Source organism: Halobacillus sp. SY10 (assembly GCF_045401165.1).
Taxonomy (GTDB): Bacteria; Bacillota; Bacilli; order Bacillales; family Halobacillaceae; genus Halobacillus; species Halobacillus aidingensis.
In genome coordinates this window covers 1,843,370-1,860,207 of record NZ_CP174345.1, presented here as the reverse complement: position 1 = coordinate 1,860,207, position 16,838 = coordinate 1,843,370, and the positions used below count along the sequence as shown (strand labels likewise).

The window sequence follows — 16,838 nt, the reverse complement described above, 5'->3', positions numbered from 1 at the left end:
AGACCTCGAGGGGCTGTAGCTGGATGGGACAGGGTTTGGAAGTGCCCTGGAAGACACGATAAGCATAAGCCGAGCCTTGCAGTGGAGCTGGCTGGAAGATCATTCAGCCATAAATTTTGCACATTTTTTTATTTCAAGTGAATAAGGTGGTTCAGCAACGTACATACTAGCACTTGAAGCGGATGATACTGCTTCTGAAAACGGAGAAGGCTTACATCCCCATAAGCTCTTCCTCCGGTTTCTCCTCTCCCTTTACTTTTTTGTTTCATCTCTGATGATTCAGAAAAGCGGGGTCGCCCGTAATGGGCGGCCCTATTTTTTTGCCTTTATTTCGGACTGGTCGTAAGGTTTATATCCAATAACCCCTGAAGATCCTGCCTTTTTATATAAGGAGAATCTTCTACCATGATCAATAGTTCCTCTCCCATCCCGAAGCTCTCTTTATTGACGATAAACGTCGATTGATCGACATAAAAACGATATTCCTTTCCGGGAACCTCTAAACGATAGACCGCATTTTTCTCAATTTCCGTAAGGTTATAATCCAGCACACGACTGATATCGGGTAACGAAAGATAAGGCGCTCCATGATAATGAACGATGCGTTCTGTGACAAGCTGATCATGATAAAAGACATATCGATCTTCAACAAAGTAAAGGTTATCTTTTACAGGGGCCTCATAGTTTTGGAAATAGGACGTTTCTGCTCCAAATACGCTGGATAATGCTTCATCAAGGTGTGATCCTAAATCTTTGATATTTTCAGCTTGCAGCAGACGTTTTTTCCACAACATGAGCTCTTCCTCTGATAGCGAGGCTGCTATTTCATTCGCCATCGTTGTTTTCTTCTTTGTAAAAACATCTTTGACGATCTTTAACTCCCAAGGATCTTCTTCTGTGGTGGCTTTTCTCAAGTGTTCCACAATATATTCCGCTTGCAACTCCTTCACATCTCTTCCTTCAACCCTCATAAGGTTGTCAGAAATTTTCGTATCGGATTGATCAAGCTGAATCAAAACAGGACCCGTCCCCTTCAGAAAGCTTTGTAACTCCTGTTTGACTGCATCCGAAAGCTCTGTTCCTGCTTCATATGTAACTATACTATTTCCTCTCTTCCATAAGGAGGCTTCGCCTTTTCTTGTGAGAGGCACTGATTCATCCATGGAAGAAAACTTGTAATAACGCAGGTTTTCCATTTGGATATCACTTTTCTTAGCGGTAGGAACAAGCCATGGGTCTTTCATCTCATCATAATCCTGTATCGTTAATGAAAAGGGTGGCTGCACCACACGATCCTCTTTCTTCACCACAAGGAGCCAGTCGTTGATGACCTCGTTTTCAGGCATCCGTATTGTATAATCCACAAGAACTTTCCCTTCCTTCTCCAAGATCATTTCGGGAGTTTCTTGGTTGGTTATGCGACAGGGCGACTCTTTTTGTGAACACACGATTCCTGTTGCTTTTTCCGGGATCTCAAGCGTGTAAATTCCTGGTTTTAAATGTTCATATGTATAACCAAACTGCAACTCATTCTTTTTGACAGTCATGGAAACGTCCAGATGTTGAGACTTACTGACTTTTCCGCTACCCGCTTCTGCTTGGTCCCACTGATAAAGGAGCAAAAGGGTGGACACACTGAGAAGTAAAGTGAGCGGAATCCATAAGCGCTTCATCCTGCTCCCCTCCTTTTCCAATTTACATGCACAAGCTTTCGTGCTACCTTTAATTTGATTGTTTAATAGATTGTTCTGTTATCTCTCAATGTTTATTCCAGAAAAGCTCCGATTGTGAAAGACTCAGTTTCGAGACTTTTGTTGAGTGGATGGGGGCTGCGGGGAATAGCTCGCTTTCCGCGGGAGCGCGGTGAGCCTCCTCGGACTGCGTCCTGTGGGGTCTCACCAAGCACTTTTTTCCCGCAGGAGTCTCGCCATTCCCCTCCGCCCCTTTGCCATATAAGTATCTCGATATCACTTCCGGAATAAGCTGCTTTTATGCACATGGCAATGGGAGGGGAAGGGAAGGGAACTCCCAAGGGCGCTATTCTGCATGCGGAAAGCTTGTTATAGAGCGCTTTATGCTTATAACACCAGGATAGTGGAAGGCACCCTCCCACAGTAAAGGGGTTCGTTTCTCATCTTCATGGAATGGGGTGGTTGGGAAGCTGCGAGACTCCCGTGGGAGAAAGGAGATAGGCGAGATCCCGCAGGACGAAGTCCGAGGAAGCTTGCCACTCCCCCACAGGAAAGCGAGTAGCTTCCCAGCCACCCCTAATGCTCAACACGGCAAACGAACCCCGAAAAGTCTCGAAATCAAGTCTTCAACAATACTGCCATATACTTTAATAACTAATAATCAATGAGTATCAGAGCTGATTAGAAAGGATGTACATATCTATGATACAAAAATTCATCGAACTTGGCGAAGGGTATGCGGATATTTATGAACTAATCGACCTCGGGACACGGATGCCTGAACGCATTCAGCATGCCATCGCTTTCTATAGCGAAAAAAATGGCGAGCCGGTCGCTTCTTTATCTTTAGTGATGAAGCCTGCACATAACGATAAATTCCAACCGATCTATATTTGCAGGGAAGGCATCCCCAACCCTCATGAAAAGCCGAATCAACGCTTTGAGATGTATAAAGAAATGGTCGAGCAGGCAGGAAAAGAAATCGCGGAATTCACCATCAAACCTTCCAACCTTTTTCCTGAAACAGAGCTTTTTTATCAGCATTTAATTGGAATTCTTCGAATGAATAAATTCATCGCCCCATTAAGCTGAGACATCGCAATCATGAACCCGCCAACATCAAAAAAGCGTCCGCTGAAGAAGCGGACGCTTTTTTTTGGTGCAATCAGATGCCCATCTTATAATCATACTGTTTGGCTTTGTCAGGCTTCGCCCCTTCGTATTCCGTGCGAACTTCGGGTTTATAGGAAGGAACAACACGGGAAACGAATGGTAAGCGTTCGAGCTTTTCCATTTTATACTCGATATCTTCCTGGTTCACATACAATAAGGCATACTTCATTTTCTTGGATGCGTGAATCAGATGACCATGTTTCTTAATCTGTCTAATGTTTTTCATATGTTGAAAATATACAATTAGTCCTTGTCGTTTTGTTCGGATCATTGTTTGACTCTACTCCCCATCGAACATAATAGATTAACGTCAGTTTACCAAATATCCCAGCTTACGGCAATGAGGAGGTTGGTGTTCATGCTTACAGACCATGAACGGGCATCCCTTGTTTTTGAAGAGCTTTTACAGAAATCAGACGAAATTACTCATGTATTTTTCAAAAAGGTCGCTGGAATCCCTTTCGTCTATTTGCAACCGGAAGAAGGGACAACACAAAAAGATGTGGAAGAAATTTTAAAGTGGTGTGCCTCAAAAGCGATGAAAGGAAAACGCCTGACCCTTGCGATGAGCTATGTACGCAAGAATCAGGCGCTCTATATTTATCGTGTCCGCTTTTTAGTTCCCCAGCGGAAAATGTTCTGCTGTGGGAACTTATGCGACGACTGTATTCGTTTTACTGATCCTTAAGAAGCGCAGCCACAGCTGCCGCCGCTTCCACATCCTCCACTGCAACCTGTGTCGGTAAGCGCCATGCCGTTTTTCGGCACTTTGATTTGCTCACTTACACTAAAGGCTACACTTTCGCTGATTTCATCCAGAAGCTTCTGGATATTGCGTTCAGCTTTTTTGAAGTGGGCTACCGTCTCATGCATATCCATCTCTCTTTTTACAGAGCGGACTTTTTTCATGATGGTATTGTAATCGGGATGATAACGGCCGAAACGCTGCACATCCTCGTAATGCTCTTTCATATCTGCAAAGTTTTTAATGAGCCTTTGCGCCTCTTTATCATTTTCAAGAGCTGTCTTAGCCTCCTGGTATTCTTGCATGGTCTCTGAATGCAAGACCATCTGCCCAATCGATTCAGAGTGGTCCAGCAGATCGACAATTTCCATTGTAGCTAGCATAGTACATGTCCACCTCCATCTTCTATCTTATCAAATAGGAAAGCAGATGGAAATGAAAGATCTTTTCCACCTGCCTGATTTTAGTAATAAGGGTATTCCATTTCCTTCTGATTTTTGCCTGATTCTTTCTTGACGTTAGTGATCAGCTGCTGAAATTGCCCAATCGCTCCGTTCAGTTCATCGATTTGTCTTGAAACCTCTTCCCAATTGATTTCTTCCATCAGGCCACCCAGCTGTTTGATCCAGTCCATCTTCGCTGTAGAACTTTCCTTTTTCGCAGATGGCAGGGAATCCCAAAAAGGGTCATCTTCGCCGAGGATCATATACTTCTCGTAATAACTTTGAATCAATTTATGATTTTTCCTCAACTGTCCCTTCACTTTCGGGTGTTTGTTGACAAAGGCTTTGAACTGCTGGACGCTCGGGTGCAATTCATTTGTACTCATACCTTTTACACCTCACTGTAAGAACTACAGTATAGCCTATGCAGAAAAGAAACGGGCGTTCATGGGACAGTCAAGAAATTCTGTGTATAATACCGCCCGTGAACGCCGACACCAAGGTGTGTGTAATGAGGATCAAGCAGGGCTTTTCTGTGCCCTGGACTGTTCAACCAGCCATGGACCGCTGCGGTGGCATCTACATATTGGGAAGCAATGTTTTCCCCGGCTCGCACATATAAAATCTCCCCCAGACGCTCCTTCAAACCGTCTCCATTCTGGGAATAGTGAGAAAAATAATTGTTTTGATCCATATCCCGGCTATGTGCGTAGGCGACGAAAGAGGCTTCTTCGTGCTCCAAAAGAGGACCGGCATCATGGAGAGCACGGACGCCATTTGTAATGGATAGGATTTGCGCTTCCATTCCATCTTCGATTTTGCCCCATGCCTTCTCGTCCAAGACCTCTTGAAGAGGAAGGGTACCACGATAGACGACTTTGTAGGGTTGGTGCTTCAGAAGGATATCATTCCTCAACATCCGAATCGCAAAAATTTCTTTGGTCACGTTGTCAAAATATAACTGCGCGGTCCAGCGATCCCCTAAAGAAATCACAGGTCTTTCAGCGATATCCCTTTCTGTCAGCTTCAGTGTATAAGCTCCTTCACTATCCAGACGATAGGACGATTCAAAGGAATAGGATTCAGCAACCTCTTCGTAAGCATCATGAACACGAACGGGCCCCACGTCCTTCTTAAAAAGAACCCCTGTGACTACTTGTCTGTCCTGAATCCCAAATTGCATCTCGACCTCCTCTTCAGAGCCATAAACCCACCAGTCGTATCCATATTCACTAGGATCTTTCCTGAGCGGTTCCCCCATTTCCTCCGTTAATTCGTCAGAGGATAACCCACGAAAAGAGAAAAAGTCCGCTTCATTTTCAGACTGGGGTTGGCCAACGGTTTCTATGGTAGGTTCTGAATACTCTTCGACAACCTGTTCTTCTAAAGGAGGATTGAACAGAAGGATCAAACCGGCGAAAAAAAGAATAACCAAACATAAGATCACGGATTTTTTTATCATATCGGACTCCTCATTAAAGACCATTTTATTTTATGTATAAGCGGATCGGTTGGAGGCTATGATTAGAAAGAGATGATTGAGCCTTTTCTTAAAACAAAAAGAGCCTGCTCCCATAGAAGCAGGCCCGTGTAATTAGTGAAGCTCAGGACGCTCCGAGATATCCTGCAATGCAACACCTGCTGCATGGTCGGACATTTCTTCTGTCGATAAGTCACCAAGAGAAATGATGCCGGATAGTTTCCCGTTTTCAACAACAGGTAAACGACGTACCTGGTGCTCGGCCATGATTCTGCTTGCCTCTTCTAGTGAACAATCAGGTGTACAGCTGTACATACGATCACTCATCACTTGTTGAATCGGTGTAGAATCAGGTTTTTTCGCTGCATACCCACGAATGACTAGGTCACGGTCTGTCACCATACCCATAAGGTTGCCTTGATCGTCACAGACAGGAATAGCTCCGACATTCTTTTCTTTCATCATAGAAGCTGCGTCACTCAACTGGTCATTCGTATGACAGATGGAGACATCGCTTGTCATGATATCTTTTACACTTTTCATGAAAGATCCTCCTCATTAATCATGATCAATGTTTATTGTCCCCGTTTTACCGAATTTATTACATGCATCCGGTTTCCTTTTATAGTATAATGAGAACGTAATCACAGATATTAAACATATGGCAGGACGTTTGTCATGCCAATTGCAAGCATTACCTTTTCATACTAAAATGAGGTAAGATACATAACAATTGCGAGGTGGAACAAATGAAATTAGAAGGTACTGGGATTGAAGGTCTCGTCGTTGACTACAAGCCATTGACAGAAATCATGGAAAGAAATGGATTCATCCTCGGAGGATCCTGGGATTATGAGCGTGTCACATACGATTATAAAATTCCCGCACCAGAAAAAAATATTACCTATTATATCCGCATCCAGGGATTTGCACTTGAAGGGGATGTAGATAAAGGCGATGCTGTTGTCCGTTTGATGAAACCGCTTCTAGGCCGCCACTATTACCCGCACGGTGTAGAATATGGCCACCAGGAAGGGTTTACAGACAGCATCATTTCCAAAGCGAAATCATTGGTTTCCAAAGTGAGTGAACCTGCGAAAAAATACCACAGCCAAGTTCCCGAACATGTGGTATTGGACAAGCTGAAAAAATGGGCGGAAGAGAATGAAAACCAGGAAGTTCTTAAAAAAGTCGAAGAACTATCCTCGGATTCCGATCGCCGTATATAATCATTCATCCACGCCTTCCGGATGAACTACAGTCGCACATCATTGTATGGTGAGCGACTTTTTTAAAAGGGAGTAAAGATTGAACTCATGTTTGGTCTATGGGGGAAAGGAGACTCATACATAAATTGTTCCGTTATCTATCAAAAAAACAGTGGATTTTACTATTAATATCCGCTCTACTCATCATTGCAGGGTATTTCATTTTACCTGTCTCTATTCCATTAATATTAGCTTTCGTTACGGCACTATTCCTAAATCCGGCGGTAAGGTTCATCCAGTTCAAGTTCCGGATCAACCGGAAAATGTCCGTGACGATTGTTTTCTTATTGTTCCTTGTCTTTCTTGGACTCTTGGGAACATTCGCTGTGACCCGTGCTGTCACACAAATCGTACAATTGGCAGACAACGCCCCGCAGTACATCAATCAAATCAATAATGTGCTGTTGGATTGGGAAGATCACATGGCTAGTTTTTCACAATCAATGCCGAAAGAATTCGTAGATAAAGTAACAGCAGAAATGATGAATGCCATCGATCGGACGACGACAGCCATTTCTGAAAAGCTGCAGCTGTCGAACATAGCCGCCGCTGCTGCTAAAATACCTGAGCTGCTCGTCAGTTTTCTCGTTTATTTAATCGCATTGTTTTTGTTCATGCTTGAACTTCCACGATTGCGAGATAAAATGCACGCTCAGTTCACGGAAGCCACTTCTGAAAAAGTGAAATTCATGAACGCGCGTCTTTCCTATGTCGTATTCGGATTTTTAAAAGCACAGTTTCTCGTCAGCATCATCATTTTCGTCGTCTCATTGATCGGTTTATTATGGATCGCTCCAGATATCGCTTTAATTATGTCGCTGATCATTTGGGCTATTGATTTCATCCCTATTATCGGTTCCATCGTCATCCTCGGCCCATGGTCGGTGTATATGCTTATCGTCGGCGATATTGCGATCGGGACAAAGCTCGGTTTACTAGCGATCGTCCTGCTTGCCATCCGAAGGACAGTCGAACCGAAAGTCATGGGAAGGCACATTGGATTGTCACCGCTTGCCACGTTGATCGCCATGTATTTAGGCTTACAACTGATCGGACTCCTCGGTTTCATCCTGGGGCCACTTGTTGTTATTGCTTTCAACTCAGCGAAAGAAGCGGGCATCATTCGATGGAACTATAAACTATAAGAAGAAAGAAAAAACCTGAAGCATGGCTTCAGGTTTTTTATAATTCTTTATTCAGCGTATTTTCTTTTTGATGGATTTTTTTTTCTTTTTTAAAAACAAGGATATCCATGCTTCTACCTGTATGGTTGAATCCGTTATTAATCAACACTTTTTGTGAAGGGATATTATCTTTATCACACTGTGCTTCAATCCCCTCGACTTCCGCATGCTTAAAGGCCCATTCACAGAGCGTTTGAACAGCTTCTGAAGCATAACCATAATTCCGTTCGGAAGCGACTACATGATAACCGATCTCTACATTGCCTTCACTGTCCGGTTTGCCTTTGAATCCAATGTCTCCGATCACATGCTCACCTGCCGAATCAATCATTACCCATGGACCAAATCCCAATTCATCCGAATCATTTTCTAATCGTTCCGCATACATAGGCATAAGTGCTTTCAAGCCGTCATGAGGCCAGTTTTTATTCCATGGAAGTTGGAACTTGTAATAAAAGGCGAGCGAATTTTTCATCAGTGTCTGAGCAAGGTCTAAGGTAATGGGGAATAGATGTATTCTCTCTGTTTTCAATTCCATTGTGGGTCATCCCTTTCCTGTTTTTATGTATATGGAAATTTATGCATCCATACACTGTTTCCCTTTACCGACACAAGATAAACCAAAAACAACGAATCGTTGATCAACGACTCGTTGTTTTTCTTTACGTTCCTAATATAGCTTTTATCATACTTGTCGTTGTACCACCATCATAGATGATGTATAACAATAAATAGACGGCGACACCCGTAACAGCTGTACAAAACCAAATGATACTCGTCACCGGACCGATTTTACGATGTTTCTTAATCTTACGCTTGAAAGCGAATGTCAAAGTCACTATACCGAAGACGGCCCCGACCGTCGCAAGTAAAATATGAAAAATCAAGAAGATCGTATAAAAGATCTTCACATCATCCGGTCCTCCAAAGCTGGTGTTCCCGACAAAAATCGTACGGCTTAAATAAATAATGAAAAAAGTCAAAGCACTGATGGCAGCTGCAATCATCACTTTACGATGCGAGCTTCTCTTGTTTTTTACAATCAGTACCCAACCGATCGCGACGAGTACAGCACTTAAGACAATGAAGAATGTACTCAGTGTCGGCAATAACGGCATACTTTCACCTCTTCCCCTCTAGCAACTCTCTAAGATTCTGTCTGTACTTGACTTGGCAGTGGATCAATCGTATCTCTTTCCCTGTTGAACCAACTGAAGAAAATATAAGCGATGATCGCACCAAAGATCACTTCCTGAGCGATCTTCATGATGATTCCACCTAACTGCTGATCTTCAATCAAAGGCATCGGTGTAAAATAATTCGGACCATTCAAATTCGATGCGAGACCATTCAGGACATCCGCAGGTACACATAAACTCATCGCCTGCATCCATGCTCCTGCTTCTGAGTAGGTTTCATAAAGCGGTGCTCCAGCAAAGATAATCAGCCCACACGCAGGGGTAATCAGCACACCATTGGCGAAAATGAATCCGATTTTTAATATCGGGCTTAACCTGTCTAAACGCTCCAATGGAGGAAAAACAGAAATCCACATACAAAAAGCGATGAACAATATGATCGTTGTAATCACGGTGTGTGCCAGGTCACTGGATTTTGCATAATCGAAAACAACAGGCATGTGATACATGGAAAACAGTCCGTTGAATAACAGCAAAGAAATTAATGGTCGTGTAAGTAGATGAAGCACAGACTTTATTCCTTTGGCAGCAAAAACTTTTTCCCATATCCATATAGGAAGCCCCTTAATGACCAGGATCGGAAACAGCAAGTAGTAAATCGCCATTTGCGTCATATGGGCAGTGAACATGATGTGCCCAAGCAGGTCTACAGGAGATCCTTTGATGATGTATAAAAGCAGCATCCCGCTGTAAAACATGATTTGCTGAAAAGTACTTGGACGGTCCGTTCCTTTTTTACGTCCAGGTCCTGTTATGTAAAAATATAAGCCTGATAATAACAGAACGAATACAAAATAATATGGGCTCCATAAGGCACGGAAGCCGAATATTTGAAGTTCTAACCACATTGGTGTCTCACCCCAGATTGTTTTACTTGTTCTTCTCCATTTTACCTAATTATCGCCGAAAAAACGAGCACACATAAGGAATTCATCTATTGTTCATAATTTAGTCATATCTCTCAAGGAAAATAAAGAAAAAAGACCGGTGTGCCGGTCTTTTTTCTTTGGCTCGTATTCACTTACCACCAAATAATCGATGTGAACGTGATGATGGTCAAAGCAGCAACAGCCGCGCCACCATACATCATCACAGCAACCATATCATGGCCTTTATTCTTCATGTGCATGAAGTAATAAAGTTGAAAGGCTACCTGAACGACAGCAAGGATAATCAATGTCGGAATGATGAAGTAAGAATTCACTTCAAAAATAACCATTCCGAAAGCAATGATCGTGAACAAAATCATCAGTCCGAAGGTTAGGACCTGTTGTTTCATTTCTTCACGATGCTGTTTCTTCTCATACTCCTGGTGATGAATGGGTTTGGAATGTGATTGATCTGCCATGGATTAACCCACCTTTCCCATAAGATACACAACTGTAAAGATGAATACCCATACAACGTCGATGAAGTGCCAATAAAGGCTTGCGATATAAAACTTCGGAGCGTTGTAAAGGTTCAAACCACGCTTCTGGTTACGGATCATAAGCGCTACAATCCAGCTTAATCCGAAAAGAACGTGTCCCCCGTGGAAACCGACAAGCGTGTAGAAAGCTGATCCAAATGCGGAGGATCGGAACGTAAATCCGTATTCATGGATGTAGTGATAAAACTCATAAACCTCCATACCCAGGAAACAGAGTCCTAATAAAACAGTTACTCCCAACCACATCTGCATTTTTCTGAAGTCATGGTTTTTCATGTGGTACATCGCATAAACACTTGTCAATGAGCTTGTCAGAAGAAGCATCGTCATAATGAAAACGAGCTCCAAACCGAACAAATGCTCTGGCGTATTCTCCCCTTGCGTCGAACCATTCAACGCAAGGTAGGTACCAAATAGACTTGCGAACAATACGGTCTCTCCACCAAGGAAAAACCAGAAGCCAAGAAATTTATTTCTACCTTCAAGGGTGGCTTTTTCCGGATCGTGCGGCATTCGTTTTGGATTGAGTACGTCTTCAGAACTCATTATTTGCCAACCCCCTTCTTAATATCTTCTTCCAGCTCTTCTTTATGAATATGGTGACCCAGATCATCTTTCAGTGAACGTGTCAGCATAGATCCGAGTGTAAGTCCCATACCAGCAAAGACAGCAATTAACCAGATTGGATCATCGACTTGATAAATGAATCCGAAGCCGGCGATGAATGTACCTAGTGAAATGGTAAATGGCAGAATCGAAGCATTCGGCATGTGAATGTCACCCAGTGGTTCTGCAGGTGTCATCCCTTCTTTTCCATCCATTTTCTCCACCCATAGAGGATCAAGACCACGTACAAGTGGTGTTTGCACAAAGTTGTAGTGTGGCGGTGGAGATGGAATTGCCCACTCCAGGGTACGACCATGCTCCCAAGGATCTGCATCCGCTTTCTTCTCTTTGACTGCCGTGTAAACGATATTGATTAGGAAAATAATCGTACCAATCGCCATTAAGAATGCACCGATTGTACTGATCAAGTTACCTGTTGCAAGTCCCTGTCCTTCAAGGAAAACCCAGTAACGACGTGGCATTCCCATAAGACCTAGGAAGTGCTGGATAAAGAATGTCAAGTGGAAACCGATAAAGAACGGCCAGAATGCCAGTTTACCGAGTTTCTCATTCAAGACTTTGCCGAACATCTTCGGCCACCAGTAGTGTAGAGAAGCGAATAGTCCAAAGGCTACCCCACCAACGATGACGTAGTGGAAGTGTCCGACTACGAAATACGTATCGTGATACTGGAAGTCAGCTGCAGCGGCAGCGAGCATAACCCCTGTCATTCCACCAATTGTGAAGGATGGGATGAAGGCGATGGACCATAGCATCGCAGCCGTCATTCGAATTTGTCCGCCCCACATCGTAAACAACCAGTTGAAGATCTTAATTCCTGTAGGTACGGCGATCGCCATCGTCGCAACAGCGAAAATGGAGTTAGCAATAGGTCCCATACCAACGGTAAACATGTGGTGGGCCCATACCATGAATCCTAAGAAACCGATCAATACGGTTGCAAATACCATCGCGGAATAACCGAAAAGACGTTTCTTAGAGAATGTAGAAAAGATATCACTGAAAGCTCCGAACAACGGAAGAATCAATATGTACACTTCCGGGTGACCGAAGATCCAGAATAAGTGCTCCCAGATGATGGCGTTACCACCGAGACCTACATCAAAGAAGGCAGATCCGAACATACGGTCGAACATCATAAGGAAAAGTCCTACTGTTAAAGCAGGGAAAGCGAATAGAATCAACGTACTTGTGACGAATACAGACCATGTGAACAACGGCATACGCATATACGTCATCCCTGGTGCTCTCATGTTTACAATCGTTACAAGGAAGTTAATCCCACCAATTAACGTTCCGGCACCGGATATCTGCAGACCCATGACATAGTAGTCTACTCCGTGCCCGGGTGAAGTCGTCGATAATGGTGCATAGTTGGTCCAACCGGCATCCGGTGCACCACCTGTAAACCAGGATACGTTCAGTAAAAGTCCTCCAAACAAGAACAACCAGAAACCTAAGGAGTTCAAGAATGGAAAAGCAACGTCCCTTGCCCCGATCTGTAAGGGGACAACGGCGTTCATAATGGCAAAGATGAGCGGCATGGCCGCTAAGAAAATCATAGTTGTACCGTGCATCGTGATCATTTCATTGTAAAGTCCAGCAGAAATGAAATCATTGTCTGGTTTCATCAACTGGATACGAATTATCATGGCTTCGAGCCCACCGATTAGGAAAAACAGCCCCCCAGAGACCAAATAAAGATGCGCGATCTTCTTGTGGTCAACTGTAGTCAGGTAATCCCAAATCACAGCGCCGAGCCCACGTTTTTGTGCTACTGCAGTACTCACGCTTTAACCTCCCTTTTCAACCTCTTTCTCATAAGTCCTTACTCTTCGACGCTTTGCATCTCAAGATCATTTCCGACATCCGAGTGATTCAACTCTAGAAGGTAATCAGCAATTTTCGCTGCATCTTCTTCCGAAACAAGCTCTGCAGGCATTTGGTTCCCTGGCTTGATTTCATCCGGATGGACAATCCAATCCACAAGATTCTCTTTCGATGGCTGCAGGATTCCTGCAATTTTCTCGCGGTTTGCAAAGTTGCCTAAGTTCGGTCCTACACCAGCTGACGCGCCACCAATTGCGTGACAACTCATGCAGTTGTTATTGAACAATTCTTGACCAGTCTGAGCCGTTTGAGTCTCAGGTGTCGCTTCAGGATCGATATTCTGCATGTCTTCGACCCATTGGTCAAACTCTTCCGGGCTGACAGCGATTACTTTGAAGTACATCAAGGAGTGGGAAGGTCCGCATAGTTCAGCACAAAAGCCTTCGTAAACCCCTTCTTCATAAGCTTCTAAGTACATAGTGTTCATGTTTTCACCAGGAATGGTATCCATCTTACCTGCAATGGCAGGTACCCAGAAGGAGTGGATCACGTCACTGGCTTTCATGTTTAAGTATACCCTTTCATTTGTAGGGATGTAGATTTCTTGACTTGTTGAGATCTCTTGATCTGCATAGTCAAACTGCCACCAATATTGGTTACCTGTGACATCGACCGTTAAAACGCCTTCATCTCCTTGCGTCGATTGATCAGCGAGGTCGAAAGTCGCTTGCACAGTAGGGATTGCCAGCACAAGTAGCAAAATAATTGGAATGACTGTCCAAATCACTTCCAATGCTTTATTCCCTTCTGTTTGTTTCGGAACAATGTGTTCCTGCCCTTTCTTCTCACGATAACGGAGAAGAACGAAAGCATAAATGGCCATAACGATTACGAAAACGAAAATCATTATCGCAATACTGATCAACATAAGATCAAATAATAATTCCGAGCCATACCCTTTTGGTTTCAGTGCACTGATGTTATCAACACCACATCCGGTAAGGAACATGGTCAGAGCACCAAATAAGAATAATGATCGGAACTTTCCCATCCAACCTCTCATGCGTCATACCTCTCTTTCTCTTGTAATGCATTTTTTTATTTAGAAACTGACCTCCTGATATAAGGAGGTCAGTTCTTTAAAATGGGAATGGCAAAGTGACGATGACCATCATAAAGAACATGATCGTAAGATAGTTCAAGGAAAAGATGAACATCCATGTCGCCCACTTGTAGTCGTCTTTCATGAAGAAGCCTGCGATCCCTAAAGCCAACCAGCCGATAGAGAGCACATAAGCCGTAACAAGAAAGACCGTGCCAAGAGAAGCTAAATAAATCGGTAATGGGAGCAGACAAGCAACATAAACGACGATTTGACGTTTTGTCATCTCGAACCCATGAACAACAGGAAGCATCGGGATGCCAGCTGCTTTGTATTCATCCTTTTTCTTCATGGCGAGTGCCAGGAAGTGAGGGGTTTGCCAAATGAACATAATGAGAAACAGAATCAAAGCTTCCAATTGCAATCCTGGATCAACAGCAGCCCATCCGATCAATGGTGGAACAGCTCCTGAGAAGCTTCCAACTACTGTATTGATCGTGTATCTTCTCTTCGACCACATCGTGTATAGGACGACGTAGACGAACCAACCAAATGCGCCCCACAAGGCCGCTTGCCATGTCGTGAGGAGCAATGTGACAAATCCGAGAATAGATACGCTGATACCCAATGTTTTTATAAATGATAAAGACATCGTTCCTGTTACTGTCGGACGATTGTTCGTCCGTGACATAATCGGGTCAATGTCTCTGTCATACCAATTGTTAAGAATACAACCGCCGGCAATTACGAAAGCGGTTCCGAGCATCGTCAGCAGGAAAGTGACCCACTGATCAAAGAATAATGTACCAGTATAATGGAGAGCCAGCCAAAATCCTGCGAATGTAGTAATCAAATTAGAGTTAATGATACCGACTTTGATCAAGCTCTTTATATCAGCTAACAAAGAATGGTCATTGGTTTTTGTTTGGATCATTTCTGTAGAAGCAGATTCGACTGTTCTTGGATTGTCCATCGTATTATCTTCCTCCTTCTACCACCCTCGTATAAGAATCATGTGAATCAATATTCATCAACAGATTCACCGAAGGCTATTTCCATTCTTGTATCATAAAGGATGACAAGAAACATCAAAATAATTGTATCACGTAATTGTAGTTCTATCTATTTAAACTCAACAATTTTATTTATTTGTGACAACTTTGTGAAACGCCATTCACTCTTAGTATCTACCATTCTCAACGATTTTAACGGTGCTGGATCGATTCCCTGAGAAAAAGCGAGTGCGTCCATAAAGCACACCCTCTTATTTCTAGCAAACCCTGTCAAACATTGCAAGTTTTTTTCAATACTTTAGTGATTTTAAAGAGGTAAAATGGTATGATATCCTCCGTGTTCTTTTGACCGGAATGGAGGTGGCTTCATGCCATGCGTTTATTGAAGGGGTTATCTGTGCTCGCCACATTAGGAATGTTGTTCGTTCTATTAGGTGGGGCTCTCGTTACAAAAACTGACTCAGGTATGGGGTGTGGAAACAGCTGGCCGTTATGTCATGGAGAATGGATCCCATCAGACATAGATCTGGCCTTAATCATAGAATTGAGCCACCGCCTCGTCTCTGGAGGCGTAGGTTTACTTGTACTTGCCCTTTCTTCTCTGGCATGGGTGAAAATTGGTCATATAAGAGAAGTGAAGTTCCTCTCTTTTCTTGCCTTCTTTTTCTTGCTCGCCCAAGGGTTGATTGGTGCCGCTGCTGTGAAATGGGGACAGTCTGATTTTGTACTGGCTATCCACTTCGGCATTTCCCTTGTTTCCTTTGCGGCTGTGCTTTTGCTGATGCTCATTATATTTGAAATCGACTGGAAATTTGATGCACAATCTCTCCTTATTCGAAAACCTTTCAGACTTCACATTTATGCTTTAACGACCTATACGTTAATGGTCGTCTATACAGGGGCCCTTGTCCGCCATACTTACTCATCGATGGCCTGTTTGGACTGGCCGATGTGTACGAATGCATCCCCCTTCGACTTTTCATCGTATGGGACAGCTCAATGGATTCAAATGGGACACCGTGCTGCTGCAGCCGGAGTTTTGATATGGACGGTATATCTCATGGTGAAAGCTTTGAAAGATTATAAGACAAGCCCGATCATGAGAAAAGGCTTGATCCTTGCTGCAAGTCTAATGGCAGCTCAGGTTCTCGTCGGTGCTTTCGTTATTATGACGTATGTTCATTTGGGTCTGGCTCTCCTGCATGCATTGATTATTTCTCTTTATGTCGGCCTTTTATCATACTTCCTATTACTGTCTTCAAGAAGTGCAAAATATGAACGTTCCGTGAAGTAAACCAAGCAAAAATCTCAGAGCTTATGCCTCTGAGATTTTTTGTCTTCAATAAAAGCTCCCGTTTGTGGAAGACTCAGTTTCGAGACTTTTGTTGAGAGGATGGGGCTACGGGGAATGGCTCCCTTTCCGCGGGAGTGCGGTGAGCCTCCTCGGACTGCGTCCTGTGGGGTCTCACCAAGCACTTTTTTCCTGCAGGAGTCTCCCCATTCCCCTCCACCCCTTTGCCATTTAAGTATCTCGAAACCACTTTCGGAATTAGCTGCTTTTATGCCCATGGTTATTGGATGGGAATGAACTCCTAAGCACACTATTCTGCATGAGAAAAGCTTGTTATAGAGCGCTTTATGCATAACAGGATAG

At 43.5% G+C, this 16,838-nt stretch carries 19 protein-coding genes; 5 read left to right on the top strand and 14 right to left on the bottom strand.

The genetic code is table 11. The features are described 5' to 3' along the window. Positions 1-326: 326 nt before the first annotated feature. Positions 327-1,673, bottom strand: coding sequence for a hypothetical protein (locus tag ACJA3J_RS09545; protein WP_406946141.1), 1,347 nt, complete (start codon positions 1,671-1,673; stop codon positions 327-329). Positions 1,674-2,393: 720 nt separating this feature from the next. On the opposite strand from ACJA3J_RS09545, the gene ACJA3J_RS09540 reads away from it, so the two are divergent. Further along, positions 2,394-2,783, top strand: a complete 390-nt coding sequence (locus ACJA3J_RS09540) for a methylthioribose kinase (RefSeq protein ID WP_115894811.1) — start codon at positions 2,394-2,396, stop codon at positions 2,781-2,783. 73 nt (positions 2,784-2,856) lie between these two features. Here the strand turns inward: ACJA3J_RS09540 and ACJA3J_RS09535 are convergent, their stop codons facing one another. Beyond that, positions 2,857-3,135 (bottom strand): YlbG family protein, encoded by a 279-nt coding sequence (locus ACJA3J_RS09535; protein WP_181898701.1) that lies wholly within the window; start codon positions 3,133-3,135, stop codon positions 2,857-2,859. An 87-nt stretch (positions 3,136-3,222) separates the two neighbouring features. Here ACJA3J_RS09535 and ACJA3J_RS09530 point away from each other — a divergent pair, with 87 nt between their 5' ends. After that, the gene (locus ACJA3J_RS09530) at positions 3,223-3,552 is read left to right on the top strand and encodes a hypothetical protein (RefSeq protein WP_089652789.1); all 330 of its coding nucleotides are present in this window, start codon (positions 3,223-3,225) and stop codon (positions 3,550-3,552) included. Here ACJA3J_RS09530 and ACJA3J_RS09525 read toward each other — a convergent pair. From ACJA3J_RS09525 to ACJA3J_RS09510, 4 genes are all read right to left on the bottom strand, one after another. Next, on the bottom strand, positions 3,549-3,992 hold the full coding sequence (locus tag ACJA3J_RS09525; protein ID WP_089652788.1) for a YlbF family regulator: 444 nt from the start codon (positions 3,990-3,992) through the stop codon (positions 3,549-3,551). The genes ACJA3J_RS09530 and ACJA3J_RS09525 overlap by 4 nt on opposite strands. Before the next feature lie 80 nt (positions 3,993-4,072). Continuing rightward, positions 4,073-4,438 (bottom strand): spore coat protein YlbD, encoded by a 366-nt coding sequence (ylbD, locus tag ACJA3J_RS09520; RefSeq protein WP_089652787.1) that lies wholly within the window; start codon positions 4,436-4,438, stop codon positions 4,073-4,075. A gap of 59 nt (positions 4,439-4,497) precedes the next feature. After that, positions 4,498-5,514 (bottom strand): CAP domain-containing protein, encoded by a 1,017-nt coding sequence (locus ACJA3J_RS09515; protein ID WP_167356077.1) that lies wholly within the window; start codon positions 5,512-5,514, stop codon positions 4,498-4,500. 132 nt (positions 5,515-5,646) lie between these two features. Continuing rightward, entirely contained in the window at positions 5,647-6,075 is a 429-nt protein-coding gene (locus ACJA3J_RS09510; RefSeq protein ID WP_089652785.1) for a CBS domain-containing protein, read from the bottom strand. A gap of 206 nt (positions 6,076-6,281) precedes the next feature. On the opposite strand from ACJA3J_RS09510, the gene ACJA3J_RS09505 reads away from it, so the two are divergent. Together ACJA3J_RS09505 and ytvI are read left to right on the top strand one after the other, a co-directional pair. Next, positions 6,282-6,761: a YugN family protein gene (locus tag ACJA3J_RS09505; RefSeq protein WP_089652784.1), complete on the top strand. Its 480-nt coding sequence runs from the start codon at positions 6,282-6,284 to the stop codon at positions 6,759-6,761. A gap of 125 nt (positions 6,762-6,886) precedes the next feature. Continuing rightward, positions 6,887-7,945 carry a sporulation integral membrane protein YtvI gene (ytvI, locus tag ACJA3J_RS09500; RefSeq protein WP_089652783.1) on the top strand — a complete coding sequence of 353 codons (1,059 nt, stop codon included), beginning with the start codon at positions 6,887-6,889 and terminating at the stop codon, positions 7,943-7,945. Between the two features lie 37 nt (positions 7,946-7,982). On the opposite strand, the gene ACJA3J_RS09495 is transcribed toward ytvI, so the two are convergent. The 8 genes from ACJA3J_RS09495 to cyoE all read right to left on the bottom strand — a co-directional run bounded on the left by ACJA3J_RS09495 (position 7,983) and on the right by cyoE (position 15,144). Continuing rightward, on the bottom strand, positions 7,983-8,522 hold the full coding sequence (locus ACJA3J_RS09495) for a GNAT family N-acetyltransferase (RefSeq protein ID WP_115894810.1): 540 nt from the start codon (positions 8,520-8,522) through the stop codon (positions 7,983-7,985). A gap of 124 nt (positions 8,523-8,646) precedes the next feature. After that, positions 8,647-9,102, bottom strand: a complete 456-nt coding sequence (locus ACJA3J_RS09490) for a DUF420 domain-containing protein (protein WP_089652781.1) — start codon at positions 9,100-9,102, stop codon at positions 8,647-8,649. A gap of 29 nt (positions 9,103-9,131) precedes the next feature. After that, positions 9,132-10,031 carry a cytochrome c oxidase assembly factor CtaG gene (gene ctaG, locus ACJA3J_RS09485; protein ID WP_089652780.1) on the bottom strand — a complete coding sequence of 300 codons (900 nt, stop codon included), beginning with the start codon at positions 10,029-10,031 and terminating at the stop codon, positions 9,132-9,134. 173 nt (positions 10,032-10,204) lie between these two features. After that, positions 10,205-10,531: a cytochrome c oxidase subunit IVB gene (gene ctaF / locus ACJA3J_RS09480; RefSeq protein WP_089652779.1), complete on the bottom strand. Its 327-nt coding sequence runs from the start codon at positions 10,529-10,531 to the stop codon at positions 10,205-10,207. A 3-nt stretch (positions 10,532-10,534) separates the two neighbouring features. Beyond that, positions 10,535-11,158 carry a cytochrome (ubi)quinol oxidase subunit III gene (locus ACJA3J_RS09475; RefSeq protein ID WP_089652778.1) on the bottom strand — a complete coding sequence of 208 codons (624 nt, stop codon included), beginning with the start codon at positions 11,156-11,158 and terminating at the stop codon, positions 10,535-10,537. Beyond that, positions 11,158-13,029 (bottom strand): cytochrome c oxidase subunit I, encoded by a 1,872-nt coding sequence (ctaD, locus tag ACJA3J_RS09470; RefSeq protein WP_089652777.1) that lies wholly within the window; start codon positions 13,027-13,029, stop codon positions 11,158-11,160. Before ctaD ends, ACJA3J_RS09475 begins: the two co-directional genes overlap by 1 nt. A 38-nt stretch (positions 13,030-13,067) precedes the next feature. Next, positions 13,068-14,132, bottom strand: coding sequence for a cytochrome c oxidase subunit II (gene coxB / locus ACJA3J_RS09465; RefSeq protein ID WP_406946140.1), 1,065 nt, complete (start codon positions 14,130-14,132; stop codon positions 13,068-13,070). Between the two features lie 76 nt (positions 14,133-14,208). Then, entirely contained in the window at positions 14,209-15,144 is a 936-nt protein-coding gene (cyoE, locus tag ACJA3J_RS09460; RefSeq protein WP_406946139.1) for a heme o synthase, read from the bottom strand. Positions 15,145-15,557: 413 nt separating this feature from the next. On the opposite strand from cyoE, the gene ACJA3J_RS09455 reads away from it, so the two are divergent. Further along, positions 15,558-16,478 carry a COX15/CtaA family protein gene (locus ACJA3J_RS09455; RefSeq protein ID WP_406946138.1) on the top strand — a complete coding sequence of 307 codons (921 nt, stop codon included), beginning with the start codon at positions 15,558-15,560 and terminating at the stop codon, positions 16,476-16,478. The last annotated feature ends 360 nt before the right edge of the window (positions 16,479-16,838 follow it).

Excerpts from the sequence above, each read along its gene's own strand:
- ACJA3J_RS09490 (WP_089652781.1), bottom strand. The coding sequence starts at position 9,102 with ATGCCGTTATTGCCGACACTGAGTACATTCTTCATTGTCTTAAGTGCT.
- ACJA3J_RS09540 (WP_115894811.1), top strand. The coding sequence starts at position 2,394 with ATGATACAAAAATTCATCGAACTTGGCGAAGGGTATGCGGATATTTAT.
- ACJA3J_RS09535 (WP_181898701.1), bottom strand. The coding sequence starts at position 3,135 with ATGATCCGAACAAAACGACAAGGACTAATTGTATATTTTCAACATATG.
- ctaG (WP_089652780.1), bottom strand. The coding sequence starts at position 10,031 with ATGTGGTTAGAACTTCAAATATTCGGCTTCCGTGCCTTATGGAGCCCA.
- ACJA3J_RS09530 (WP_089652789.1), top strand. The coding sequence starts at position 3,223 with ATGCTTACAGACCATGAACGGGCATCCCTTGTTTTTGAAGAGCTTTTA.
- ACJA3J_RS09545 (WP_406946141.1), bottom strand. The coding sequence starts at position 1,673 with ATGAAGCGCTTATGGATTCCGCTCACTTTACTTCTCAGTGTGTCCACC.
- ACJA3J_RS09515 (WP_167356077.1), bottom strand. The coding sequence starts at position 5,514 with ATGATAAAAAAATCCGTGATCTTATGTTTGGTTATTCTTTTTTTCGCC.
- ACJA3J_RS09525 (WP_089652788.1), bottom strand. The coding sequence starts at position 3,992 with ATGCTAGCTACAATGGAAATTGTCGATCTGCTGGACCACTCTGAATCG.
- cyoE (WP_406946139.1), bottom strand. The coding sequence starts at position 15,144 with ATGGACAATCCAAGAACAGTCGAATCTGCTTCTACAGAAATGATCCAA.
- ACJA3J_RS09455 (WP_406946138.1), top strand. The coding sequence starts at position 15,558 with ATGCGTTTATTGAAGGGGTTATCTGTGCTCGCCACATTAGGAATGTTG.
- ACJA3J_RS09475 (WP_089652778.1), bottom strand. The coding sequence starts at position 11,158 with ATGAGTTCTGAAGACGTACTCAATCCAAAACGAATGCCGCACGATCCG.
- ACJA3J_RS09510 (WP_089652785.1), bottom strand. The coding sequence starts at position 6,075 with ATGAAAAGTGTAAAAGATATCATGACAAGCGATGTCTCCATCTGTCAT.
- ctaF (WP_089652779.1), bottom strand. The coding sequence starts at position 10,531 with ATGGCAGATCAATCACATTCCAAACCCATTCATCACCAGGAGTATGAG.
- ACJA3J_RS09505 (WP_089652784.1), top strand. The coding sequence starts at position 6,282 with ATGAAATTAGAAGGTACTGGGATTGAAGGTCTCGTCGTTGACTACAAG.
- ylbD (WP_089652787.1), bottom strand. The coding sequence starts at position 4,438 with ATGAGTACAAATGAATTGCACCCGAGCGTCCAGCAGTTCAAAGCCTTT.
- ACJA3J_RS09495 (WP_115894810.1), bottom strand. The coding sequence starts at position 8,522 with ATGGAATTGAAAACAGAGAGAATACATCTATTCCCCATTACCTTAGAC.
- coxB (WP_406946140.1), bottom strand. The coding sequence starts at position 14,132 with ATGAGAGGTTGGATGGGAAAGTTCCGATCATTATTCTTATTTGGTGCT.